This is a genomic window from uncultured Bradyrhizobium sp., from assembly GCF_947648125.1.
In the GTDB taxonomy this organism is placed as follows: domain Bacteria; phylum Pseudomonadota; class Alphaproteobacteria; order Rhizobiales; family Xanthobacteraceae; genus Bradyrhizobium.
In genome coordinates this window covers 190,032-212,592 of sequence record NZ_CANSMR010000008.1, presented here as the reverse complement: position 1 = coordinate 212,592, position 22,561 = coordinate 190,032, and the positions used below count along the sequence as shown (strand labels likewise).

Annotated in this window: 23 protein-coding genes; 10 read left to right on the top strand and 13 right to left on the bottom strand. The window is 64.6% G+C overall.

All coding sequences use genetic code 11. The features are described from left to right. Nucleotides 1-17: 17 nt before the first annotated feature. Nucleotides 18-482, bottom strand: coding sequence for a GNAT family N-acetyltransferase (locus Q0030_RS17275; protein ID WP_298369296.1), 465 nt, complete (start codon nucleotides 480-482; stop codon nucleotides 18-20). Further along, nucleotides 457-1,956, bottom strand: a complete 1,500-nt coding sequence (locus Q0030_RS17270) for an NAD(P)H-hydrate dehydratase (protein ID WP_298369293.1) — start codon at nucleotides 1,954-1,956, stop codon at nucleotides 457-459. The genes Q0030_RS17275 and Q0030_RS17270 overlap by 26 nt, the downstream gene beginning before the upstream one ends. 354 nt (nucleotides 1,957-2,310) lie before the next feature. On the opposite strand from Q0030_RS17270, the gene Q0030_RS17265 reads away from it, so the two are divergent. The 3 genes from Q0030_RS17265 (at nucleotide 2,311) to Q0030_RS17255 (ending at nucleotide 4,814) form a co-directional block, all read left to right on the top strand. Then, nucleotides 2,311-2,649 (top strand): P-II family nitrogen regulator, encoded by a 339-nt coding sequence (locus Q0030_RS17265; RefSeq protein ID WP_011441447.1) that lies wholly within the window; start codon nucleotides 2,311-2,313, stop codon nucleotides 2,647-2,649. 151 nt (nucleotides 2,650-2,800) lie between these two features. Next, a complete protein-coding gene (gene glnA, locus Q0030_RS17260; protein ID WP_298369290.1) occupies nucleotides 2,801-4,210 on the top strand; it encodes a type I glutamate--ammonia ligase in 1,410 nt (469 codons plus the stop codon). A 154-nt stretch (nucleotides 4,211-4,364) separates the two neighbouring features. Beyond that, the gene (locus Q0030_RS17255; protein ID WP_298369287.1) at nucleotides 4,365-4,814 is read left to right on the top strand and encodes a GNAT family N-acetyltransferase; all 450 of its coding nucleotides are present in this window, start codon (nucleotides 4,365-4,367) and stop codon (nucleotides 4,812-4,814) included. A gap of 78 nt (nucleotides 4,815-4,892) precedes the next feature. Here Q0030_RS17255 and Q0030_RS17250 read toward each other — a convergent pair whose 3' ends face one another. Further along, nucleotides 4,893-5,156 (bottom strand): tautomerase family protein, encoded by a 264-nt coding sequence (locus Q0030_RS17250; protein ID WP_223967645.1) that lies wholly within the window; start codon nucleotides 5,154-5,156, stop codon nucleotides 4,893-4,895. Nucleotides 5,157-5,308: 152 nt separating this feature from the next. Between Q0030_RS17250 and Q0030_RS17245 the strand changes: the two genes are divergently transcribed. After that, a complete protein-coding gene (locus tag Q0030_RS17245; protein ID WP_298369281.1) occupies nucleotides 5,309-6,286 on the top strand; it encodes a helix-turn-helix domain-containing protein in 978 nt (325 codons plus the stop codon). Between the two features lie 138 nt (nucleotides 6,287-6,424). Here the strand turns inward: Q0030_RS17245 and Q0030_RS17240 are convergent, their stop codons facing one another. The 5 genes from Q0030_RS17240 to Q0030_RS17220 form a co-directional block, all read right to left on the bottom strand. Then, on the bottom strand, nucleotides 6,425-7,321 hold the full coding sequence (locus Q0030_RS17240; RefSeq protein WP_298369278.1) for a haloalkane dehalogenase: 897 nt from the start codon (nucleotides 7,319-7,321) through the stop codon (nucleotides 6,425-6,427). Nucleotides 7,322-7,373: 52 nt separating this feature from the next. After that, the gene (locus Q0030_RS17235; protein WP_298369276.1) at nucleotides 7,374-8,441 is read right to left on the bottom strand and encodes an extracellular solute-binding protein; all 1,068 of its coding nucleotides are present in this window, start codon (nucleotides 8,439-8,441) and stop codon (nucleotides 7,374-7,376) included. Nucleotides 8,442-8,529: 88 nt separating this feature from the next. Beyond that, nucleotides 8,530-9,588: a dipeptidase gene (locus Q0030_RS17230; RefSeq protein ID WP_298369273.1), complete on the bottom strand. Its 1,059-nt coding sequence runs from the start codon at nucleotides 9,586-9,588 to the stop codon at nucleotides 8,530-8,532. Between the two features lie 104 nt (nucleotides 9,589-9,692). Then, the gene (locus Q0030_RS17225) at nucleotides 9,693-11,966 is read right to left on the bottom strand and encodes a PAS domain-containing sensor histidine kinase (RefSeq protein ID WP_298369270.1); all 2,274 of its coding nucleotides are present in this window, start codon (nucleotides 11,964-11,966) and stop codon (nucleotides 9,693-9,695) included. A 518-nt stretch (nucleotides 11,967-12,484) separates the two neighbouring features. After that, nucleotides 12,485-13,255 (bottom strand): gamma-glutamyl-gamma-aminobutyrate hydrolase family protein, encoded by a 771-nt coding sequence (locus Q0030_RS17220; RefSeq protein WP_097673503.1) that lies wholly within the window; start codon nucleotides 13,253-13,255, stop codon nucleotides 12,485-12,487. Between the two features lie 278 nt (nucleotides 13,256-13,533). On the opposite strand from Q0030_RS17220, the gene Q0030_RS17215 reads away from it, so the two are divergent. Continuing rightward, nucleotides 13,534-14,703, top strand: coding sequence for an AI-2E family transporter (locus tag Q0030_RS17215; protein ID WP_298369266.1), 1,170 nt, complete (start codon nucleotides 13,534-13,536; stop codon nucleotides 14,701-14,703). Here Q0030_RS17215 and Q0030_RS17210 read toward each other — a convergent pair. From Q0030_RS17210 to Q0030_RS17190, 5 genes are all read right to left on the bottom strand, one after another. Further along, the gene (locus Q0030_RS17210; RefSeq protein WP_298369264.1) at nucleotides 14,696-14,932 is read right to left on the bottom strand and encodes a hypothetical protein; all 237 of its coding nucleotides are present in this window, start codon (nucleotides 14,930-14,932) and stop codon (nucleotides 14,696-14,698) included. The two genes, Q0030_RS17215 and Q0030_RS17210, sit on opposite strands and share 8 nt — an antisense overlap. 46 nt (nucleotides 14,933-14,978) lie before the next feature. Then, on the bottom strand, nucleotides 14,979-16,196 hold the full coding sequence (locus Q0030_RS17205; protein ID WP_298369261.1) for a GGDEF domain-containing protein: 1,218 nt from the start codon (nucleotides 16,194-16,196) through the stop codon (nucleotides 14,979-14,981). Nucleotides 16,197-16,442: 246 nt separating this feature from the next. Next, on the bottom strand, nucleotides 16,443-16,919 hold the full coding sequence (gene rpsI, locus Q0030_RS17200) for a 30S ribosomal protein S9 (protein WP_021079118.1): 477 nt from the start codon (nucleotides 16,917-16,919) through the stop codon (nucleotides 16,443-16,445). Then, nucleotides 16,919-17,383: a 50S ribosomal protein L13 gene (gene rplM / locus Q0030_RS17195; RefSeq protein WP_050405657.1), complete on the bottom strand. Its 465-nt coding sequence runs from the start codon at nucleotides 17,381-17,383 to the stop codon at nucleotides 16,919-16,921. The genes rpsI and rplM overlap by 1 nt, the downstream gene beginning before the upstream one ends. Nucleotides 17,384-17,536: 153 nt before the next feature. After that, nucleotides 17,537-17,965 carry a PaaI family thioesterase gene (locus tag Q0030_RS17190; RefSeq protein WP_229197314.1) on the bottom strand — a complete coding sequence of 143 codons (429 nt, stop codon included), beginning with the start codon at nucleotides 17,963-17,965 and terminating at the stop codon, nucleotides 17,537-17,539. A gap of 70 nt (nucleotides 17,966-18,035) precedes the next feature. Between Q0030_RS17190 and Q0030_RS17185 the strand changes: the two genes are divergently transcribed. From Q0030_RS17185 to Q0030_RS17165, 5 genes are all read left to right on the top strand, one after another. Then, nucleotides 18,036-18,863: an enoyl-CoA hydratase gene (locus Q0030_RS17185; protein WP_298369253.1), complete on the top strand. Its 828-nt coding sequence runs from the start codon at nucleotides 18,036-18,038 to the stop codon at nucleotides 18,861-18,863. A gap of 106 nt (nucleotides 18,864-18,969) precedes the next feature. Beyond that, nucleotides 18,970-19,554 (top strand): CoA-binding protein, encoded by a 585-nt coding sequence (locus Q0030_RS17180; RefSeq protein ID WP_298369250.1) that lies wholly within the window; start codon nucleotides 18,970-18,972, stop codon nucleotides 19,552-19,554. Nucleotides 19,555-19,699: 145 nt separating this feature from the next. After that, nucleotides 19,700-20,980, top strand: coding sequence for an O-acetylhomoserine aminocarboxypropyltransferase (locus Q0030_RS17175; RefSeq protein ID WP_298369248.1), 1,281 nt, complete (start codon nucleotides 19,700-19,702; stop codon nucleotides 20,978-20,980). A 156-nt stretch (nucleotides 20,981-21,136) separates the two neighbouring features. Continuing rightward, the gene (locus tag Q0030_RS17170; RefSeq protein ID WP_298369245.1) at nucleotides 21,137-21,541 is read left to right on the top strand and encodes a hypothetical protein; all 405 of its coding nucleotides are present in this window, start codon (nucleotides 21,137-21,139) and stop codon (nucleotides 21,539-21,541) included. Nucleotides 21,542-21,555: 14 nt separating this feature from the next. After that, the gene (locus Q0030_RS17165) at nucleotides 21,556-22,515 is read left to right on the top strand and encodes a hypothetical protein (RefSeq protein WP_298369243.1); all 960 of its coding nucleotides are present in this window, start codon (nucleotides 21,556-21,558) and stop codon (nucleotides 22,513-22,515) included. Nucleotides 22,516-22,561: the final 46 nt, after the last annotated feature.

The window sequence follows — 22,561 nt, the reverse complement described above, 5'->3', positions numbered from 1 at the left end:
TCAATCCGATCAATATGTCATCCGCCGGCCCTGCGCACCCAGAGATAGTGCACGTCCGGCTCCCTCTCCTCGTTGCGGCTGCCGTCGGTTTCCTCGACCGCGGCAAAACCGCGCGCCTCATAGAACCGGCGCGCCCGCGCATTGCGCTGGAAGGTCCAAAGTTGCAACTGGTCCGCGCCCTGCTGCGCGATCTCGAGCAGCGCACTGCCGATGCCGCGGCCCTGCGCGGCCGGCAGCACGTAGAGCTGCGCGATCCAGTCATCGTGCGACGCGATGATGCCGCTCATCGCCTCGCCGTCGAACGCGCCCCACACCGTGCAGGTCGCAAACATCCGCTCGCGGTAGAACCAGCGATCTTCGTCCGGCGTGTGCAGGCCGGCGAGCCAAGGCAGCGCATCGTCGAACGCCGCACGGTGCACGCGCGCGGCGGCATCCATGTCGGCAAGCGTGCGCCGCCTAATACTCAATCCCGAACTCGTCATAGAGCCGGCGGAACACCGCCGGCAGCACTTCGGTGAGATCCTCGGCGATCAGGCCGGGCCCCGCCTCGCTGGCGCCTTCGCCGTGCAACCACACGCCGATGCTGGCGGCCTCGAATGCCGCGACGCCTTGCGCCAGGAAGCCCGCAATGATGCCCGCCAGCACGTCGCCGGCTCCGGCGGTCGCGAGCCAGGGCGGCGCGTTGGCGGCGATGGTGGCGCGGCCGTCGGGAGATGCGATCACCGTATCGGCGCCCTTCAACAGCACCACCGCACCGGAGCGCTCGGCCGCGGCGCGGACGCGCTCGAGCTTCGAGCGGCCGGGATGCTTGTTGGAGATATCGCTGAACAGCCGCGGGAACTCGCCCTCATGCGGGGTCAGCACCACCCCAAGACCGTCGGAGGCCTTGATCGCCTCAAACAACCGGTCCGGCGAACTCGCAAAGCTGGTCAGCGCGTCGGCGTCGAGCACCAGATGCCGCTGCGCCGACAGCGCGGTGTGAGCGAAGTCGCGGGTGCGCGCACTGACGCCCGCACCGGGTCCGATCACGCAGGCATTGAGGCGCTTGTCGTCGAGCAATTCGGCGAACTGGATCGGATTGTCGACCGCGCGCACCATCACCGCGGTCAGCGCCGCCGCGTTGACGGCGAGCGCATCGCGCGGCGAGGCCAGCGTCACGAGGCCCGCACCTGCGCGCAGCGCCGCGCGCGCGGCGAGCCGCGCCGCCCCGGTCGAAGCGATATCGCCCGAGACCACGACGGCGTGGCCCCTTGCGTATTTGTGGCCATCGATCCGCGGCACCGGAAACGACCGGCGCCAGGCCTGTGGCAGATTCTCCGCGGTCAGCGGCTTGATCTCGTCGAGCACCTGCGCCGCGATGCCGATGTCGGCGACGCGCACCCGGCCGCAATACATCCGGCCCGGCAGCAACAGGTGCGCAGGCTTCTTGCGGAAGAAGGTGACGGTCTCGGTCGCCTGCACGGCCGCGCCCATGACGGCGCCCGACGTGCCGTTGATGCCGCTCGGCAGGTCGACCGCCAGCACCGGCGTACCGTTGGCGTTGATGGCCGCGATCATCTCCAGCGGGTCGGCCTTCACCGGGCGATTGAGCCCGGCGCCGAACAGGGCGTCGACGATCAGCGCCGGCTTGCCGAGCGCCTGCGGGTTGAACGGCAGCACCGGATATTTCCAGCCCTTCGCCGCCAGCGCCGCGTCGCCCTGGAGGCTGTCGCGCTCGCAAAGCAGGATCACCGACACCTCGCGGCCGCGCGCGGCGAGCTCAGCGGCGGCGACAAAGCCGTCGCCGCCATTGTTGCCGCGGCCGGCGACCACGACGATCGGCCCCTCCTCGACCAGGTCCATCGCGGCTTCAGCGACGGCCTGGCCGGCGCTCATCATCAGTGCGAAGCCCGGCGTGCCGGCTGCGATGGTCAGCCGGTCGGCGCGCTCCATCTCGGTTGTGGTCAGAACGTCCATGCCGAATCCTCAATCGCTTCGCCTTTTCGAGAGGCAATTCCTGTGACGTTCGCAGGGTTTCTACTGGCCGACTGCATATGGATTGATCTATTTGCCTATTTGTTAGGCTTGGATATCATAGCCCATGTGGTTCGATATCAGCCGACTGCCTGTTAAAAGGCTGATAACATTCCGAAATCGGGGACCTTAACAACTTGGCATAGACCCTGCTTTTGAGGAAGCCGCGCACAATGCCGCTCGATGCGACCATTGCGCGTGTTTCCGGCCACCGGCCGGAAGGCTTAAGACCAACCAGACTGCGCCCCACGCGCATCGAACTCGACCCTGCAATCTGCAATGCCCGGGAGGCGCTCAGTGAAGAAGATTGAAGCCATCATCAAGCCCTTCAAGCTCGACGAGGTGAAGGAAGCGCTCCAGGAAGTCGGACTGCAAGGCATCACCGTGACCGAGGCCAAGGGATTTGGCCGCCAGAAGGGCCACGCCGAGCTCTATCGCGGTGCGGAATACATCGTCGACTTCCTGCCCAAGGTGAAGATCGAGATCGTGATCGGCGACGATCTGGTCGAGAAGGCGATCGACGCGATCCGCCGCGCGGCCCAGACCGGGCGGATCGGCGACGGCAAGATCTTCGTCTCCAACATCGAGGAAGCCATCCGCATCCGGACCGGCGAATCCGGGCTGGACGCTATTTAAGGGCGGTGCTATCCGGATTTTCTGACGGCAAAAGAGAAAAAAGGCTGCTTCGGCAGCCTGATTTCGTTTCAGCAGTCACACGAACTCGCCAAAAGCGGGAATAACGTCGCTCTCCGCTGGAAACCGACCCGCACATCCATAAGGGGTATTCATGAAGACCGCCAAAGACGTCCTGAAATCGATCAAGGACAACGACGTCAAATACGTCGACCTGCGCTTCACCGATCCGCGCGGCAAGTGGCAGCACGTGACCTTCGACGTCAGCATGATCGACGATGACATCTTCGCCGAGGGAACGATGTTCGACGGATCGTCGATCGCCGGCTGGAAGGCGATCAATGAATCCGACATGTGCCTGATGCCCGACCCGGTCACCGCGACGATCGATCCGTTCTTCGCCGAGACCACCATGGTCATCACCTGCGACGTGCTCGAGCCGACCACCGGCGAGCCCTACAACCGCGACCCCCGCGGCATCGCCAAGAAGGCCGAGGCCATGGTGAAGTCGATGGGCGTGGGCGACACCGTGTTCGTCGGCCCCGAGGCCGAGTTCTTCGTGTTCGACGACGTGCGCTATTCGGCCGAACCCTACAACACCGGCTTCCGCCTCGACTCCTCCGAGCTGCCGATCAACTCGGCTACCGAGTATGAAGGCGGCAACCTCGGCCACCGCATCCGCACCAAGGCCGGCTACTTCCCCGTCCCGCCGCAGGACTCGGTGCAGGACATGCGCTCCGAGATGCTCGGCGCAATGGCCAAGATGGGCGTCAAGGTCGAGAAGCATCACCACGAAGTCGCTTCGGCCCAGCACGAGCTCGGCATGAAGTTCGACACGCTGACGCTGATGGCCGACCATATGCAGATCTACAAGTACTGCATCCATCAGGTCGCGCACATCTATGGCAAGACCGCCACCTTCATGCCGAAGCCGGTCTATGGCGACAACGGCTCGGGCATGCACGTCCATCAGTCGATCTGGAAGGACGGCAAGCCGACCTTCGCCGGCAACAAATATGCCGATTTGTCGGAGACCTGCCTGCACTACATCGGTGGCGTCATCAAGCACGCCAAGGCGATCAACGCCTTCACCAACCCGTCGACCAACTCCTACAAGCGTCTGGTCCCGGGCTATGAAGCCCCGGTGCTGCTCGCCTACTCCGCGCGCAACCGCTCGGCGGCCTGCCGCATCCCCTACACGGCCAACCCGAAGGCCAAGCGCGTCGAGGTGCGTTTCCCCGATCCGATGGCCAATCCCTATCTCGGCTTCGCCGCGATGCTGATGGCCGGCCTCGACGGCATCAAGAACAAGATCGATCCGGGTCCGGCGATGGACAAGGACCTGTACGATCTGCCGAAGGAAGAGCTGAAGCAGATCCCGACCGTGTGCGGCTCGCTGCGCGAGGCGCTCGAGAGCCTCGACAAGGATCGCGCGTTCCTCAAGAACGGCAGCGTGTTCGACGACGACTTCATCGACGCCTATATCGAGCTGAAGATGACCGAGGTCGCCCGTTTCGAAATGACCCCGCACCCGGTCGAGTTCGAGATGTACTACTCGCTGTAAGCTCTACGGCACCTCCCGAATGCGAAAGGCGCTTCCACCGGAAGCGCCTTTTGTTTTTGGCGCTCTATCCATTGCGCGCGATCCTACGCGCCGAAGGAAACTTCGATGAACTCTGATAATATTCCTGCGAAGCCATGATCCGCGGTATCAGCCCATGACCGAAGCCATCGTCCGATCTGCGGCAGAACACGAACTGCCAGAGATGTTGAAGCTCTACCGACACCTTCATCCGCACGATCCTGAGCTGGACGCGGCCGCTGCCGAGCGAGTCTGGTCGACATTGCTTGCATCCAGCTTCATGACCGTGATCGTGGCGCAAGCAGCAGAGCTGCTTGTCTCCTCGTGCATGCTCGCGATCGTGCCCAACCTGTCGCGAGGCGGCAGATCATATGGCGTGATCGAGAATGTCGTCACTCACGCCGACTACCGTCGACAGGGGCTCGGCCGACGGGTTCTTATGCACGCGCTCGATGTTGCGTGGCAGGCCGACTGCTACAAGGTTCTGTTGGCGACCGGCTCGAAGCGGGAGACCACTCTCCGCTTCTATGAGGAAGCAGGATTTCAGCGGGGCGGCAAAACCTACTTCGAAGTACGCCGGCCATAGCTGCAGTCGTGTGCAAACGCGGCCTGCCGCGTGCAAAAGGCGCCTCCACCGGAAGCGCCTCTTGTTTTGTTTCAGCGGCTAGGCTTTCGCCTTCGCGACCCGCCGTCCGCCGGCGTCAAGCGCCCCGAAATTGCCCGCGATCATGTCGGGTGTCGGGATCATGCCGCCGAGCGACCAGCTCGCCGGCTCGCCCTCCTCGATCTTGACCCAGACGTTGCGGCGGAAGTCGGGGTTACCCTGCCCCTCGACCTCGACCATGAGATCGGTGACGCGCTGCAGCAGCGCCTGCTTCTGCGCGACATCGAAAATGCCGCGAACGGTGGAAATGGTGACGTAAGGCATGGTCTCTCTCCATTGCTGAGGTTGTGACAACGCAACCAAGATGGACCGGCAAACTGCGATCAGGCAGTGGCCGATCGGACAGAGATCGGGCAATATCTGCCACGGCCTGCCTGCGTCGATCGGGTAGGATGACGGCAAATTCCGGAGGTCCCATGAAGCTCGCGATCCTCGCGCTGGAAGGCTGCATGCAATCGGCGGTCGCCGGCATCGCCGACATCCTCACGCTCGGCAACCATGTGATGCAGTTGCGCGGCGGCAAGGCGCGCTTCACCTGGCAGACGCTCTCGCTCGACGGCAAGCCGGTGCGCGCAGGCGGCGGCAAGTTGCTTGCGGTCGACGGCGCCGTCAGCAGGCGGACGGCATTTGACGCGATCATCGTGCCGGGCAGCCTGGTCGATCATCTCTCCGCCGAACGCCTGCAGCCGCAATATGACCGAGCCGGTGCCTGGCTGCGTCAGCAACATGCTGGTGGACGCTTGATCGGCGCCTTCTGCAGCGGCGTACTGCTGCTCGCCAATGCCGGCCTGCTCGACGGCCGCCGCGCCACCATCACCTGGTGGCTGCAAAGCGAACTCCGCCGCCGCCATCCCAGGATCGATCTCGCCAGCGATGCCGTGCTCACCCAGGCCGATCGCCTGGTCTGCGCCGCCGGCCCGATGTCGTGGGTCGATCTGTTGCTGCGGCTGATCGAGCTCGTCGAAGGCCCGGAGGTCGCAAAAGTCTGCGCCGACTATGCGGTGATCGACACCGCGCAGCGCACGCAAGCGATCTTCATGCCGCTCGGCTACATGCTCGCCCAGGATCCGCTGCTGATGAAGGCGGACATGCTGGTGCGCCGAACGGGCAAGGCGCCGATCACGGTGCGCAGCCTTGCGCAGGCGCTGGGCTTGAGCGAACGGACGCTGAACCGCCGCTTCCGCGAATTGACCCACGAGCCGCCGCAGGCCTTCATCATGCGCCGTCGCGTCGAGCACGCCCGCACGCTGCTGGAGACAACGGCCCAACCGATCAAGGCCATCGCCCGCGCCACCGGCTATGAGGACGAGAGCAGCTTTCGAAAGGCTTTCCGCAAGCTCACGCTGCTGTCACCCCAGGCTTATCGTGCGCAGCGCACGATGCGTGCAGCCTGAGCCCGTAGAATGAGAGCTGTAGGATGGGTAGAGCGCAGCGAAACCCATCATCTCACACCTTGCACTGGCGCGATGGGTTTCGCTTCGCTCTACCCATCCTACGGGCTGCGATTGCCCGGCTCTGCCCATCCTCCGCGGTCAGGACAGCAGCGGCAGCGCGCCCTTCAGGACATCCTCACCCCATTCCTGCACGAAGTGTCCGGCTGCGGTGAGCGTGACCGGCTCGGGGCAATTGCGGACCGTTTGCCGCATCTCCTCCATCACGGCCGGCCCGAGCACCGGGTCGGTCATGCCAATCACCATCGCGGTCTTGCCGGAGTATTCGCTTCGCCACCATTCGCGCGCCTTGCGTGAGATGGCCGCGCCGCCGGCATTGGGCTGGTCCGGCACGAGATTCGGAAAGCGGCGCACACCGGACTTATAGCTGGCATCAGGGAAAGGCGCGTCATAGGCTGCGGCCTCCGCGGATGAGAGTTGCGGGCAGGCGCGCGCCATCAGCTTGCCGACCACCATATCGGGATTTGCGTTGCTCCACGCGCGCCAATCCATGAAGCCCTTCGTCAGCGGCCGGTCACCGGTCGCGAGCATGGTATTCATGATCAGCAGCGCTTCGAAGCGATCGGCCATGTCCATCGGGATGGTAAGACCGAGCAAGCCGCCCCAGTCCTGGCAAACCAGCGTGATGCGGCCGAGATCGAGCGCACGGATCAGGGCGATCAGGCTCTCGCGATGGAAGTCGAAGGTGTAGACGGCCTCCTCGACAGGCTTGTCGGAGCGACCGAACCCGAACATATCGGGCGCGATCACCCGGTAGCCGGAGGCGACGAGGCCGGGAATCATCTTTCGGTAAAGGTAGCTCCAGGTCGGCTGGCCATGAAGGCACAGCGCAACACGGGCATTGCCTCGTCCCTCGTCGAGATAGTGCATGCGCAAACCGGCATAGCCGGGAAGATCGTCACGATAGTTGGGCGCGAACGCATAGCCGGGAAGGCCATCAAAGCATACATCCGCGGTCCGCAAAGCCCCGATCGCCATTGTCCAATGCTCCTCGTCGTTGACGTCGCTCGCAAGATGGGGGGACCGGCCGTCACACCCGGAACAGCTTCGCGTACCTTGCCTTGATCTCCTCGCTCTGCGCCTGCACCTGGGCCGGATCGGCCTTGAGCATCTTCAGCTTGTCGAGCGGCACATGCCCGGCTTTTTCCTTCACCTTGGCGTGGAACGAACGGTGCGCGAACTCGTCGGCCAGCATCTGCTGGGTTTCGGCGCTGAAGAAATAGCTCTGGAACAGCCGTGCCGCGTTCGGGTTCGGCGCGCTCTTGAAGATGCCGCTCGGCACGATGATCAGCGGTGCGCCCTCAGTGGGGTAGACCACCTCGACCGGTTTGCCCTGATCCTTGGCCAGCACGAGGTTGTAGTCGTTGCCGTCGGCCATGACCGCGCGCTCGCCGAGCAGGATCTTCTTCGGCGGATCGGCCGCCGATTGCACCTGCATGACCCGCTGCTGCGAAAGCTTTTCCAGATACGGCCAGCCGAGATCGCGCGCCAGTACAAAGGTCGCGGTCATGATCGCGCCGGAGTAGCCCGGGTGGCCCTTGACGATCTTGCCGCGCCATTTCGGATCGAGCAAATCAGCGTAGCTCTTCGGCGCCTCCTCGCGCTTCACCTGCTCGGTGTTGTAGCCGATCACCTCGAACCAGGCGCAGGATGTCGCGGAGGTGCCGTCGGGATCGATCTGATCGGCCGGAAAATGCTTGGCGACCTCCTCAGGCATGTACGCCGCGAGCCAGTCGTTCTTCTTCCAGTCGAGGTAATGCGCGGGATCGGTCGAGTTGGCGACGTCAACGGCATGGATGCCGCTGCCCTGCTCCTGCGCGATGCGCTGGAAGATGCGCTCGGCGCCGGAGCGCTCGACGCGAACGCTGATCCCGGGATATTTCTGCTCGAAATCACGCGCGAGACGCTCGGCCGTGTTCAATTCCAGCGCGCTGTAGAACGAGATCTTGCCCTCTTTCTTCGCCACCGCGATCAGCTCCGGCGTCACGGCTTCCGCCGGCGGCGGCGCCGCCCGCAGCGGTTCGGCGAACACCATGCCTGCGGCCGTCGCCGCCGTCACCTTGAGCCAGTCGCGTCTCGACCATTTGCGGTCCTGCATTCCATGCTCCCTGAATCGGGCCGTTAACCGGCCGCGCCGTTGTTGTGCAGATAATAGATCACGATCGATGGAAAGAGTGCAGTGGTTTTCACCGCCAGCTTTGACGGAACACCCGCATCCAATTGTCGAATGCGATCTTGCGCAACGTGGCGTCGTCATAGCCATGCGCGCGCAACGCCTGGATCAGGTTCGGCAGATGGCTTGCATCCCGGAGCGGAACGGGCATGAGCGCGCCGTCGAAGTCGGATCCCAGCGCAACATGGTCGCCGCCCATCCGTTCGACCAGGTAGCTGAGATGGTCGACGACGGTTTCGATCGGGATGTCCGGGTCGCGGTGCCCGTCCGGACGCACCTCGGACACACTGAAATTGAAGCCGACGACGCCGCCCGATGCTCTGACCGCGTCGAGTTGCCCGTCGGTCAGGTTGCGGGTCGCGGGGCAGACCGCATGCGCGCAAGCGTGGGTGGCCACGATGGGCGCGGTGCTGATCGCTGCCAGATCCCAGAACCCGCGCTCGTTGAGGTGGGCCGCGTCGAGCATGATGCCGAGCTCATTGCAGGCCTTCACCAGCGCCTTCCCCGCGTCGGTCAGACCGGGGCCGGTATCGGGGGAGCGCGGATAAGCGAACGGCACACCGTGGCCGAAGATGTTCGGACGGCTCCAGACCAGGCCGAGCGAACGCAAGCCGCGGGCGTAGAGCCTCGCCAGCCCGTCCAGATCGGCGTCGATCGCTTCGGCGCCCTCGAGGTGTAGCACGATTGAAAATGCCGCGTCCCGCCGTGCCGCCTCGATCTCGTCCACGGTGGTCGCGCAGCGGATTTTTCCGCCGGCGCGAGCCACCATGGTCTCCAGTCCACTCAGCTGGGCATCGATGGTACGGCGCGCATAGGCAGCATCGAGCGGCTCTGCAAGGCGCACCTCGTACCCGTCGGCGGTGCGCATGAAATCGCCCTGGCGCGGACGTTCTGCCTTGGCGTACATCGCGAACAGGCCGCCCGCCATGCCGCCTTCCCGGGCACGCGGCAGATCGAGATGCCCCTCCTCGGAGCGCACGAGAAAATCCCGCCCGCCTTCCCGGTATTCAGCCAGGTGCTGAGCCGTGTCGTTATGGCCGTCGAAGATCGCGATCTTGCCGCTTTCCTGCACCGTACATTCCTCTCGTCCGACATGGGTCAAGTAGGATGGGTGGAGCGAAGCGTTTCGCTGCGCTCTACTCGTCCTACGGCCGCACCGATGCGGCTGACCATGTCTTACGTCTTCTCAGGCGGGTTCTCGCGCAGGAAGCGTTCGAGATCGGGCTGCACGGAGTAAGGCTGCGGAACCGGATCGCCCTGAAAGTCGACCTGAAGATCAAGGCAGCGCCGCAGCATCCGCGCCAGCTCGCTGCGCCGGTAGGGCTTGGTCAGCAGCGGAATGCCGTGGCCGCCGCGGCCCTGTTGCGCCGGCAGCGCGCCATCGCTGTAGCCCGAGGTGAACAGCACCCGCAGCGCCGGGCGCCCGGCCATCAGCGTCTCCGCCAATTGCCGGCCGTTCATACTGCCGGGCATCACGATGTCGGTGAACAGGAGATCGAACGCGGTGCCGCGGCTGACGATCTCGAGCGCGGCATCTGCGTTTGCCGCAACCAGCACCTTATAGCCGAGGCTTTCGAGCTGGCCCGTCACATAGTCGCGGATCGTGGGGTCGTCCTCGACACACAGGATGGTCTCGTTGCCGCCCCTGACCGGCAGATCGTCCTCCTCGACCGCACGCTGCGCGTTGCCGTCCGCCTTGGGCAGATAGATCCTGAAGATCGTGCCGCGCCCCTGCTCGCTCTTGACCTCGATCCCGCCGCCGCTCTGCTTGACGAAACCGAACACCATGCTGAGCCCGAGCCCGGTGCCCTGCCCGACCTCCTTGGTAGAGAAGAACGGATCAAAGATCTTCTCCAGATGCGACGGCGAAATTCCGGTGCCGGTATCGGTCACCTCGATCACGAGATGATCGCCGGCGCGCTCGACGCCGTGCGCCACGGCATCGGGAATCCCGAGCTGCACGTTGCGGGTCGCAAAGGTCAGCGTGCCGCCTTCAGGCATCGCATCGCGCGCATTGATGGCGAGATTGACCAGCGCGGCGCCGAGCTGGCTGCGGTCGACAAAGGCGAGCCAGGCGTTGCGGCCGAGCTCCGTCCTGATCTCGGTCTGCGACCCCAGCGTCTGCGACAGCAGCCGGACCACTTCGCCGATCAGGTCGTTGACGTCGGTCTCGGCCGGCTGCAACGGCTGCTTGCGCGCGAACGCCAGCAGGCTTGAGGTGAGCTGCGCGCCGCGATCGGCGGCATCGCTGATCAGCTTGGCGATCGCGGCAAGCTGCGGGTTGTCCCTGACGCCGTCGGCGAGGATCTCGATCGTGCCGGTGATCACGGTCAGCATGTTGTTGAAGTCGTGCGCGATGCCGCCGGTCAAGCGCCCGAGCGATTCCGTCTTCTGCGCCTGGATCAACTGCTCTTCGGCGCGCCGCCGCTGGGTGACGTCCCTGACGAAGGAATTGATGATCCAGCCATCGCCGCGGCGCAGCGCATTGAGCGACACCTCGACATAGAACCGGTGGCCGTCGCGGTGCACGGATGCGGTTTCATAGCGCATGCCCATGCCCCCGGCCGCGGTCTCCTGCAGGAAGCGGGTGATGCGCTGCCGGTGGGCAACCCGCAGCTCTTCCGGGAACACCAGTTCGACCACGCGCCGGCCGACCGCCTCGGAGCGCGTCCAACCGGTCAGCGCTTCGGACTGCGGGCTCCAGTCGAGCACGATGCCGTCCTGGTCGGTCTGAACGAAGGCGTCGAGCGCGGTCTTGACGATGGCCTGCGCCATCTGCTCGCTCTCCACCAGCGCCCGATGCGCCTGACGCTCCGCGGTGACATCGCGCAGCACGATGACCGCGCCGCGCAAATTGCCGGCATCGTCCCGCAGCGGCCTGGCGTTGGCGACAAGACAGACAGCCGGTTCCGGCCGCAGCGGTTTGACGATCAGTTCGCAATCGTCGATATCCTCGCCGCGCAGCGCACGCGCCATCGGCGTCTCGGCAATCGGCATCACGGTCGTGCCGTCAGCATAATAGTTCTGGAAGGCGCGAACGCCGGTCAGGGTGTCAAAACCGGGTTCGACACGATACAGCCGCCGCGCCGCGGCGTTAACGATCACGATCATCGCATGCTCGTCGGCGACCACCACCGGATCGCGGATGCTCTCGACGGTCTTCTCCAGCAAATGCTGCCTGCTGCCCAACTGCGCGGACAGCTCGGCAAGCGTCGCAGCGAGCTGAGCAGCCTCGTCGTCGCCACTCGGGTGTATCGAGAGCTGCTCGCCGCGCGACAGCGCCTCCGCCGCCCGCACCAACTGGGCGGGCGTTCTGGACAGCGACCTCGCAATCATCTCAGCCGTCATCAACACCACCGAAACCACACCACCGGCGAGCAGAATGCCCGGCCAGGTGACGCCATGGATGAAGCCCAGCGCGAGCAGGAGGGTGACGACGGGAAGCATCATCCCGGCCGCCAGTCGGCCCGACAAATTCATCCCGACCAACTCATCGTGAGCAGTTGCACCGGAAAATGGAAAAGCAAAACAATATCGGAAAAAATCGTCGGCGCCGGGGCAATATCGGGTGGCTCGCGCCTTCTTGCTTAGCCGAGTCCGGCCCTGCAATCCGCCACTTTCGTATCCGTATAAGTACGGAGAAGGGTCGTTCAGGGGCGGAGGCCGACGGGATCGTGTCTCAGTTTGAATTTTGTGGCAGCAACGCGCCGATCTGAGCCAGCAAGGCCCTAAGTCACTCCGCTCGAATGCCAGTCGAGTTTGCAGAGCTCGGACGATTCATGCCGCGAGAATGCGGAAGTGTGATTCACAGACGGTGCCACCCATTCAGCGTCGTCCCTGCGAAAGCAGGGACCAATAACCACCGATGGTCATCGTTGAGCAGCGTTGGAACGACGAGTCCCTTCCACAGCAACCGCCGCGGAGTATGGGTCCCTGCTTTCGCAGGGACGACAGCGGTGCGGATGTGCCTACGCCGCCCGCCGACGCTCGCGCAGTGCGTCGCCGAAGGCCTCGAACAGCGCGCGGTTGATCGGGTTGCGCTGCGGATCGTATTCGGCGTGCCATTGCACGCCGAGCGCAAAGCCGGGCGCATCGGCGATGCGGATCGCCTCGATGGTGCCGTCCTCGGCGATGCCCTCGATCACGACGCGCTTGCCGGGCTCGAGGATGCCCTGGCCGTGCAGCGAATTGACCCGAATGGTCTCGCAGCCGAGGATCCTTGCGAAGGCGCCCCCCGGCGTCAGCGCGACGTCGTGACGATCGGCGAACACCACGGTCGGATCGGGATGGATCTCGCCGTTCTCCAGCCGCGGCATCCGGTGGTTCATGCGGCCCGGAATCTCGCGGATCTCCGGATGCAGCGAGCCGCCGAACGCGACGTTCATTTCCTGCAGGCCGCGGCAGATCCCGAAGATCGGCACGCCGCGCGCGACGCAGGCCTCCGACAACGCCAGCGCGACGTCGTCGCGGTGGATGTCGTAGGGCTCGTGAGCCGCGCAAGGTTCGGTGTTGAAGCGGGTCGGATGAACGTTGGCGCGCGCTCCGGTCAGCACCACGCCGTCGACCACGTCGAGCAAGGCGCCGACCTCGGTGATTTCGGGGCTGCCTGCGAACATCAAGGGCACGGCACCCGACACCTCGGCAACCGCGCGAAGGTTGCGCTCCCCGACCATCTGGACTGTGAAACGATTTTCGATGCGATGGGCGTTTCCGATCACGCCGACCACGGGCCGTCTCATTATCGAAGTCTCGCGCAATGATTTTTCTAAGTTTGCGACTTTGCAGAGACGATCATGCCTTCGAGTTCCCCCCGGATCAACTGTCTATATCTGCACAGGGGGGCTTGCAGTCCTGCACAGATTCGCAGGCCTCGGGGCCCCAAATCCGGCCTGGCGCCCAACGGTCGAGCCCGGACCAAGGCGCGTCACCGGCAAACCGGCACGGTCCGCCCAGCTTGATCCCGGCGGGATTTTCGCCAAAGACTGCTCCGGACACCGTCGCGAAGGGGGAATCACCCGTGACAGACCTGGCTGACAATCGCCTGCAGGCCCGCAACGATATGGCGTGGGCGATCGCCGTCGGCGGCATCGGTATTGTGCTGTTCGCCGCCCTGTTGACGTTCGCCTGGCAGTTCGCCGCGACCCTGTTCCTGCTGTTCGCGGGCATGCTGCTCGGGGTCGCCCTCAATGCCATGACCACCCTGCTCGGCCGGCTGACCAAGCTGCCTCACGCCTTGCGGCTTGCGATCGTCTGCCTGGCAATGGCCGGGCTATTGTCCGGCATCGTGTTCCTCGGCGGCACCACGATCGCACAGCAGGCCACGGTGCTGAGCAACACGATCAAATCGCAGCTCGGCAACGTCAAGGAATTCCTCGAGCAGCGCGGCGTCGATACCAGCTATCTCGACTTCACCAATGCCGCCGGCGAGGCGAAGGGCGAAGGCACCGCCGTGACGACGACGACAACGACGCCGGCAGCGCCGCAATCGCATGGCATCCCCGGCGCCGGCGCGCTGGCCTCGAGCGGCGGCGCGATCATCAGTCAGACGCTGAAGGTGCTGCTCGGCACCGTCAGCGTCGTCGGTAACTTCTTCATCGTGCTGTTCCTCGGGCTCGCCTTTGCGGCCCAGCCGAGCATTTACCGCGCCGGATTGTTGTTCGTCGCGCCGGCCAAATACCGCGCGCAGGCGACCGTCATCGTCGACCGCATCGGTGAGACGCTGGAACGCTGGCTGATCGCGCAGATCATCACCATGACCGCAGTGTTCCTCGTCACCTGGATCGGGCTTGCCATCATCGGGATTCCGAGCTCGTTCATCCTCGGCATCCAAGCCGGCCTGCTCGCCTTCATCCCGACGGTCGGCGCGATCCTGGGCGGGCTGATCGTGGTGCTGGCGAGCCTCGCGAGCGGGTGGATCGCGGCGCTGTCGGCTTTCATCCTGTTCCTCGGCGTCCACGCGCTGGAAAGCTATGTGCTGACGCCGATCATCCAGCGCCAGGCGCTCGACATCCCGCCGGCAACGCTGTTCGCGTTCCAGATCCTGCTCGGCGTCGTGTTCGGCATCTGGGGGCTCGCGCTGGCGCTGCCGTTGATGGCGATCGCCAAGGTGATGATCGACCACTTCAAGGCGGAGGATCAGGCGCCGGCGCAGACGCCCGCTCCGTCGAACGTGCCGCAGCTCAGTTGAAGAGCAGGACGGTACCGACGACCATCAGCATCACGCCGAGCAGCATCGCGATCGGCCAGTGGCTCCTCGGCGGTTCGTATCGTCCCTGCGCGCGGCGTTCGGCGATCAGCGCGGTCTCGTATTCATCGGAGTCCGAGAACAGGCAGGCGAAGCCGCCGCGCGCCGAAGCCGCATCGGCTTCGAGCGACATCAGGGCTGAATGCGGATTGCGGGTGCGGATCGACTCCATGCCCGAAAGCATGGGATCGAATGGTTAACCAGTCGTTACCGCACACTCACGCGCGGGCGGGTGCCGGCTTTTGCCGCGCCGATGCCGGCAGGCCCGCAGTCTTGCGTCGCCAATTCTCCAGCGACAGCGGCAATTCCTCGGCCGCCTCGACGCGGTTGCGGCCGCCGCGCTTGGCCTGGTAGAGCGCGGTGTCGGCCGAGGCCAGCAGCACCTCGAGCTCGGTCCCGGCGGGTCCGCCGGCCACGCCGATGCTGACCGTGGTGTCGACCGCGCCTTCCTCGCAGGTGATGTTGCTGTTCTCGAACGCCTCGCGCACGCGCTCGGCAACCAAGACGCCCTCCTCCAGCGAGCACGGCAGCAGCGCTGCGAATTCCTCGCCGCCGATCCGGCCCGACAGATCGCTGATCCTGAGGCTGCTAACCACCACGGCGGAGAACAGTTTCAGGATCTCGTCACCCGCGGGATGGCCGAACCGGTCGTTGATCGACTTGAAGTGATCGATGTCGAAGATCATCACAGTGACCGGCCGGCCGGCAACCGCCTCCCGCTCGATCACCCGCGTGCAGGCCTCGGTGAATCCGCGGCGGTTGAGCATGCCGCTCAACGGATCGATCGACGCAGCGGTCTTGTGCACCGCTACCGCGCGGTCCGACACCATCATGAAAATCACGAACACCGTGCCTATCGCGTACAGCACGAGCTCGATCGAGAACAGCGTGACCCAAAAGCTGCTGACGAAGTTCTGGCCGTTCAGCCGCAACAGGTCGCCGACCAGGATCGGCAGCATCAGGACGCAGCCATGTGCGACCGGGATCGCGATCGCGATCCAGCGCCTTTGCATCGCACGGCGGCGCTCGCTCCAGAGTTCGGAGGCGGTCAACGCGGCGTAGAGTGCGACGATGCCGGCGCCGATGGTCAGGCGCATCGCCGGATCCTGCATGGTCGTCACGGTGCCGATCCACGCGATCGGACCGAGCACGAGGCCGAGCAGGTTGGCCTTGCGACCGTGGAAGATACGCGCGGCATTCCAGACCATGCCGCAGGCGGCGAAGCCGATCGCATTGAGCCCCAGCAGAACCATCGGATCGAGCGTCGAGCTGCCGACCGTCCAGAGTGCGACCGAGGCCGCGCCGAGCAGATAGGCGGTGCCCCACCATTTCAGCGCGGCAATGTTCTCCTGCCTGCCGAACAACCAGAGCATGGCGCCGAGCATGCCCGCGACCATGGTAGCGAACAGATAAAGCGTCGATGGATCGAACGACATAGAGTCACCCCAGCCCGGTGATGCAACGTTCGCAGGCGCAATTAATACGGTGATGCAGCGCCAGTGCGAGACCGCAAGCTAGAAGGCCCGAGTTCCAATTTCGTTTGCACGCACACGCAAGTTTTCTTGAAAAACTGCGCTAATTCGCGTCGAAGCGCGCGCGGTTAGGCACAGCAAAAAGGGCGCCTCGCGGCGCCCTCTGCAGCTCGATGCACGCGGCAATTGCCGCGAATTTTAGAACTCGAATTAGCGCTTCGAGAACTGGAAGGACTTGCGGGCCTTGGCCTTGCCGTACTTCTTGCGCTCGACCGCGCGGGAGTCACGGGTCAGGAAGCCACCCTTCTTGAGGACGCCGCGCAGCTCGGGCTCGAAGTTGGTCAGCGCCTTCGAGATGCCGTGTCTGACAGCCCCGGCCTGGCCGGAGAGACCGCCGCCGGCGACGGTGCAGATTACGTCGTACTGGCCGTTACGGGCGGCAGCGACCAGCGGCTGCTGGATCATCATGCGGAGCACCGGGCGGGCGAAGTAGATTTCGATGTCGCGGGTGTTGACCGAGATCTTGCCGGCACCCGGCTTAATCCAGACGCGGGCGACCGCGTCCTTGCGCTTGCCGGTCGCGTACGCGCGGTTGAACTTGTCGACCTTCTTGACGTACTTCGGCGCGTCGGGAGCCGCCGGCTTGACCTGCGAAAGCTGGTCGAGGGACTGCAACGTATCGGACATTATGCGGCCCTCGTGTTCTTGCGATTCAGGGAAGCGATATCGACCTTCTCGGGGCTCTGGGCCTCATGCGGATGCTCGGCACCCGGATAGACGCGCAGATTGCCCATCTGCATGCGGCCGAGCGGACCGCGCGGGATCATGCGCTCGATCGCCTTCTCGACGACGCGCTCGGGGAAGCGACCCTCGAGGATCTGCTTCGCGGTGCGCTCCTTGATGCCACCGATGAAGCCGGTGTGCTTGTAGTAGACCTTCTGGTCGCGCTTGCGACCGGTCAGCACCACATGCGCGGCGTTGACGATGATGACATTGTCGCCGCAATCGACATGCGGGGTATAGGTGGGCAGATGTTTGCCGCGCAGGCGCATCGCGACGAGCGTGGCGAGGCGACCGACGACCAGACCCTTGGCGTCGATCACGACCCACTTCTTCGTCACTTCGGCGGGCTTGGCCGAGAACGTGCTCATGTGTGAAATCCGTGAAAAGGAAATCGGCGCCGAATACGCCGAACTGCGTGGGTTTCTAGAGAAGCCGCGGGCGCACGTCAACGTCGAAACGCGCTAATTACAACAGTAAAAACAATGGCTTATAAATATGGTGTAATAATACCGTGAGAAAGCCTATTGATTTGGAATGGAATAGGTCGCCGTAACATGGGCGATCGGATCCGGAGAGGTCCCGGACAGCAGGTTCACCTCGCCGACCGCTAGCCGCTTGCCGAGCTTGAGCAGCTTGGCGACGGCAAGCACGTCCTGCCCCGGCTGGCCCTTGCGCAGGAAATTGATGTTGAGGTTGGTGGTGACGGCAAGGCCGATCGGCCCGATCGCCGACAGCAGCACCACATACATCGCGAAATCCGCCAGCCCCATCAGGGTCGGTCCGGACACCGTGCCGCCCGGCCGCAGCATGCGCTCGCTGAAGCGCTGGCGCAGCAGGGCCGTCCCGCCGTCGGCGCTTTCGATCCTGATATCGTCGTGGGTGAACGCCTGCGGAAATTCCTTACGCAGGAACTCCTCCAGATCAGCCACGCTCATTTTCGCAATCGCCATGCCGTCCCTGCCCTCGCTTCAGCCTGCCTGTTACATTAAGTTGTCATAGAGACCAAAGTGGAATTTCACCATGTCCGCCCAAGCCGCCCGCGCGGAAGCGCCGCAACACCAGCCGATCCTGCTGCGCGAGACCGCCGGCAGTATCGCGCTACTGACGCTCAATCGCCCCGCGGCGCGCAACAGCCTCTCCGAGGGCCTGATCGGCGAGTTGCACGCTGCGCTGAGCGATATCGGCGCTGACAAGAGCATCCGGGCGGTCGTGCTCGCCGCCAACGGTCCGGCCTTCTGCGCCGGCCACGACCTCAAGGAGCTCACCGCACGCCGCACCGACGCCGACCGCGGCCGCGCCTATTTCGCGCAGATCATGAACGCCTGCAGCGCGATGATGCAGGCGATCGTGCACCTGCCGAAGCCGGTGGTGGCGTCCGTCCAGGGCATCGCGACCGCAGCGGGCTGCCAGCTCGTCGCGAGCTGCGACCTCGCGGTCGCCTCCGAGGCTGCGGCGTTTGCGACGCCTGGCGTCGACATCGGCCTGTTCTGCTCGACGCCGATGGTGGCGCTGTCGCGCAACGTGCCGCGCAAGCAGGCGATGGAGATGCTGCTGACCGGTGAACCCGTCTCCGCGGCAACAGCGCAGAGCATCGGCCTCGTCAACCGCGTGGTGCCGGCAGGCACCGAACGCGACGCCGCGATCGCGCTGGCGCAAAAGGTCGCGCTGAAATCGGCCTACACCGTCAAGCTCGGCAAGGAGGCATTCTATCGCCAGGCCGAGATGAACCTCGCAGACGCCTATCGCTTCGCGGCCGAGGTGATGACCGAGAACATGATGGCGCGCGACGCCGAGGAAGGCATCGGCGCCTTCATCGAGAAGCGCGATCCGAAGTGGCAGGACAAGTGACTTCCCGTCATTGCGAGCGAAGCGAATCAATCCATCGCACCACAAGAAAGCATGGATTGCTTCGTCGCTTCGCTCCTCGCAATGACGCAATTGAAAAAGACGAACGATGAACCACGACGCCTACGACGACAACTACATCCGCAGCATCCTGAACAACGTGAAATCGATCGCGATGGTCGGCGCGTCGCCGGTCAACGTGCGGCCGAGCTATTTCGCGTTCAAATATCTGGCGCAGCGCGGCTACGACATGATCCCGGTCAACCCCGGCCATGTCGGCAAGGCGCTGATGGGCAAACCGTTCGTCGCATCGCTCGCGGACATCGATCGGCCGATCGACATGATCGACATCTTCCGCAATTCGAGCCACATCATGCCGGTCGTCGACGAGGCGCTGAAATTGGCGCCGCCGCCGAAGGTGATCTGGATGCAGCTTGGCGCACGCAACGATGCCGCCGCCGAGAAGGCGGAAGCCGCGGGCCTCAAGGTCGTGATGAACCGCTGCCCGAAGATCGAGTATGGCCGGCTGTCGTCGGAGATATCCTGGATGGGCGTCAATTCGCGCACGCTGAGTTCCAAGCGCGCGCCGATCCCGACCCAGGGCATGCGGCTGTCGCTCAACCGCACGAGCTTTGGCGGCGGCCAGACTGCGGCATCCGACCGCGCGGCGAAGAACAAGACCGAGACGACCTGACATCTCCGGAATAATCGTTCCGATCACCTAGTATAGCGTGGGATGCCCCTCCCAAAACTGGCGGCGTGCCTAACTCGCTTGACGGCGGGCACCGCCGCCATCAGCATGCCGCGCGTTTCGACCAGGCCACAACAGGACACAAAGAATGACCGATCGCCTTCCGGGATTTTCCACCCTCGCCGTGCACGCCGGCGCACAGCCTGATCCCACCACCGGCGCGCGGGCGACGCCGATCTACCAGACCACGTCATTCGTCTTCAACGACGCCGACCATGCGGCTTCGCTGTTCGGCCTGCAGGCCTTCGGCAACATCTATACCCGTATCGGCAACCCGACCAATGCGGTGCTGGAGGAACGCGTCGCAGCGCTCGAGGGCGGCACAGCCGCGCTCGCGGTTGCCTCCGGCCACGCCGCGCAGCTCGTCGTGCTGCAGCAGCTGTTGAAGCCCGGCGACGAGATCATCGCAGCGCGCAAGCTCTATGGCGGTTCGATCAACCAGTTCACCCACGCCTTCAAGGCGTTCGGCTGGAACGTCGCCTGGGCCGATCCCGACGACGTCGCAAGCTTCGAGCAGGCGGTGACGCCGCACACCAAGGCGATCTTCATCGAATCGATCGCCAACCCCGCCGGCAGCATCACCGACATCGAGGCGATCGCGGCCGTCGCGCGCAAGGCCGGCGTGCCGCTGATCGTCGACAACACGCTCGCCTCGCCGTATCTGATCAAGCCGATCGACCATGGCGCCGACATCGTCGTGCACTCCCTGACCAAGTTCCTCGGCGGTCATGGCAATTCGCTCGGCGGCATCATCGTCGACGCTGGCACCTTCGACTGGTCGAAGGACAACAAATATCCGATGCTGAGCGAGCCGCGCCCGGAATATCACGGCATCCGGATCCAGGAGACCTTTGGCAATTTCGCCTTCGCGATCGCCTGCCGCGTGCTCGGCCTGCGCGACCTCGGCCCCGCGCTGTCGCCGTTCAACGCCTTCATGATCCTGACCGGCATCGAGACGCTGCCGCTGCGTATGCAGAAGCACTGCGACAATGCCAAGGCGGTGGCGGAATTCCTCTCTACCCACCCCGCCGTGTCAGCCGTGAACTACGCCGGCCTGCCCGGCGACAGGTACAACGCCCTGCAGCGCAAATATGCGCCGAAGGGCGCCGGCGCGGTGTTCACCTTCAGCCTCAAGGGCGGCTACGACGCAGGCGTCAACCTGGTGTCGAACCTGAAGCTGTTCTCACATCTCGCCAATGTCGGCGACACCCGCTCGCTGGTGATCCACCCGGCCTCCACCACCCATAGCCAGCTCGACGACGCCGCCAAGGTGAAGTCCGGCGCGGCGCCCGAGGTGGTGCGGCTGTCGATCGGCATCGAGGACAAGGAAGACCTGATCGCGGACCTCGACCAGGCCCTGCGCGCCTGATCCCACCTTGGTTCCGGAGCGGTGCACCCGCATCACTCCGGCAACCTTGCTCAGAACGACCGTCTCGTTAACGCTTAATATCGACGGGTCTCTCGTTAACGCTCAATCCGGCATAAAGTGGCAGTGATAGGCTCCGGATGATTCGGGAGACCATTGATGCTGCGCTGGATATTGCCGCTCGCGATCGCGCTGTTTGCGATTTCGCCTGCTGACGCCGCCGACGGCCCTGTCGTCACCAAACGCGCCACCGTCAAGGCCGTGCGCCAGCTGCCGGCGGGCCTGCCGCGCCGGCACTACGCCTACCGCACCACCATCACGTCACCGACCTATGTGCGGCGCGGACGCCAGCTCGTGGTCGTCGAGCCCAAGGTGATCCCGCTCAACTCAGAGCCGTACATCCCGTACATGCAGGGTGAACCGCTGCTGCCTGGATCGTCGTCATTGCCCGGCTATTACGGCAACTGGCACTCCTACAATTATTACGGCCCCTATTACGGCGGCGCCTATGTGACCTACTGGGACCGCCTGCCCTACGCCTGCGGCGTCTACGGCTACTGCTAGCCGGGGATACGCGCGTGGCCAGATCGCCGCAGAAGAAAACCAACGCACCGGCTTCGGGCAATGCTGTCACCGCCGACCTCGTCGCGGTGCTGGTCGCCGTCACCGACGGCACGCCGAAGATCATGACCATCGCCAGCGGCTCCGCACTGCCGAGCGGCCCGTTCGAGTTCACCCACCGCTCGCTGCAGACCGCGCTGCGGGCGTGGGTCGAGGCGCAGACCGGCCATCCGCTTGGCTATGTCGAACAGCTCTACACCTTTGCCGACCGCGGCCGGTCCGGCGACGCCAGGACGCCGCATAGTGTCTCGATCAGCTATCTCGGGCTGACCCGCGAGGACCAGGTCGGCGAAGGCTTTGAGGCGCATTGGTCCGGCTGGTACGACTATTTCCCCTGGGAGGATCATCGCGCCGGCACGCCGGTCTGTCTTGCGAAGATGATCGCGCCGAAGCTGAAGACCTGGGCGAAGGCGGCGCCGTCACCGACGCTGCAGCGCGAGCGCTGGCAGCGCTGCGCGATCACCTTCGGTCTCGATGACCGCGACTGGAACGAAGAACTCGTGTTGCAGCGCTACGAGCTGCTGTACGAGGCGCTGCTGATCCCGGAAGCCGGACGCGCGCATGACCACGCCGCGCCGGTCGTGCCGGGCAAGCCGATGACGGCAGATCATCGCCGCATCCTCGCCACCGGGATCGCGCGGCTGCGCGCCAAGATCAAATACCGTCCGGTGGTATTCGAATTGATGCCGGCCGAGTTCACCCTGCTGCAACTGCAACGCAGTGTTGAGGCGCTCGCAGGCCGGCTGGTCCACAAGCAGAACTTCCGCCGGCTCATCGAGCAGCAGGAACTCGTTGAAGAGACTGGCGCAATGGCCGCCGATACCGTCGGACGGCCGGCCAAGCTGTTCCGCTTCCGCCATGCCGTACTGGCCGAACGGGCCGTCGCCGGCACCAAGCTCCCGCTTTCGCGCTCTTGACACGCCTTATGCTCAGGATAAGTATAAGCCATCTTATGCTCAAGGA

Bases quoted from the DNA above. Each gene is read 5' to 3' on its own strand.
- Q0030_RS17275 (WP_298369296.1), bottom strand. From the start codon at position 482: ATGACGAGTTCGGGATTGAGTATTAGGCGGCGCACGCTTGCCGACATG.
- Q0030_RS17270 (WP_298369293.1), bottom strand. From the start codon at position 1,956: ATGGACGTTCTGACCACAACCGAGATGGAGCGCGCCGACCGGCTGACC.
- glnA (WP_298369290.1), top strand. From the start codon at position 2,801: ATGAAGACCGCCAAAGACGTCCTGAAATCGATCAAGGACAACGACGTC.
- Q0030_RS17255 (WP_298369287.1), top strand. From the start codon at position 4,365: ATGACCGAAGCCATCGTCCGATCTGCGGCAGAACACGAACTGCCAGAG.
- Q0030_RS17250 (WP_223967645.1), bottom strand. From the start codon at position 5,156: ATGCCTTACGTCACCATTTCCACCGTTCGCGGCATTTTCGATGTCGCG.
- Q0030_RS17245 (WP_298369281.1), top strand. From the start codon at position 5,309: ATGAAGCTCGCGATCCTCGCGCTGGAAGGCTGCATGCAATCGGCGGTC.
- Q0030_RS17240 (WP_298369278.1), bottom strand. From the start codon at position 7,321: ATGGCGATCGGGGCTTTGCGGACCGCGGATGTATGCTTTGATGGCCTT.
- Q0030_RS17235 (WP_298369276.1), bottom strand. From the start codon at position 8,441: ATGCAGGACCGCAAATGGTCGAGACGCGACTGGCTCAAGGTGACGGCG.
- Q0030_RS17225 (WP_298369270.1), bottom strand. From the start codon at position 11,966: ATGATGCTTCCCGTCGTCACCCTCCTGCTCGCGCTGGGCTTCATCCAT.
- Q0030_RS17220 (WP_097673503.1), bottom strand. From the start codon at position 13,255: ATGAGACGGCCCGTGGTCGGCGTGATCGGAAACGCCCATCGCATCGAA.
- Q0030_RS17210 (WP_298369264.1), bottom strand. From the start codon at position 14,932: ATGGAGTCGATCCGCACCCGCAATCCGCATTCAGCCCTGATGTCGCTC.
- Q0030_RS17205 (WP_298369261.1), bottom strand. From the start codon at position 16,196: ATGTCGTTCGATCCATCGACGCTTTATCTGTTCGCTACCATGGTCGCG.
- rpsI (WP_021079118.1), bottom strand. From the start codon at position 16,919: ATGTCCGATACGTTGCAGTCCCTCGACCAGCTTTCGCAGGTCAAGCCG.
- rplM (WP_050405657.1), bottom strand. From the start codon at position 17,383: ATGAGCACGTTCTCGGCCAAGCCCGCCGAAGTGACGAAGAAGTGGGTC.
- Q0030_RS17190 (WP_229197314.1), bottom strand. From the start codon at position 17,965: ATGGCGATTGCGAAAATGAGCGTGGCTGATCTGGAGGAGTTCCTGCGT.
- Q0030_RS17185 (WP_298369253.1), top strand. From the start codon at position 18,036: ATGTCCGCCCAAGCCGCCCGCGCGGAAGCGCCGCAACACCAGCCGATC.
- Q0030_RS17180 (WP_298369250.1), top strand. From the start codon at position 18,970: ATGAACCACGACGCCTACGACGACAACTACATCCGCAGCATCCTGAAC.
- Q0030_RS17175 (WP_298369248.1), top strand. From the start codon at position 19,700: ATGACCGATCGCCTTCCGGGATTTTCCACCCTCGCCGTGCACGCCGGC.
- Q0030_RS17170 (WP_298369245.1), top strand. From the start codon at position 21,137: ATGCTGCGCTGGATATTGCCGCTCGCGATCGCGCTGTTTGCGATTTCG.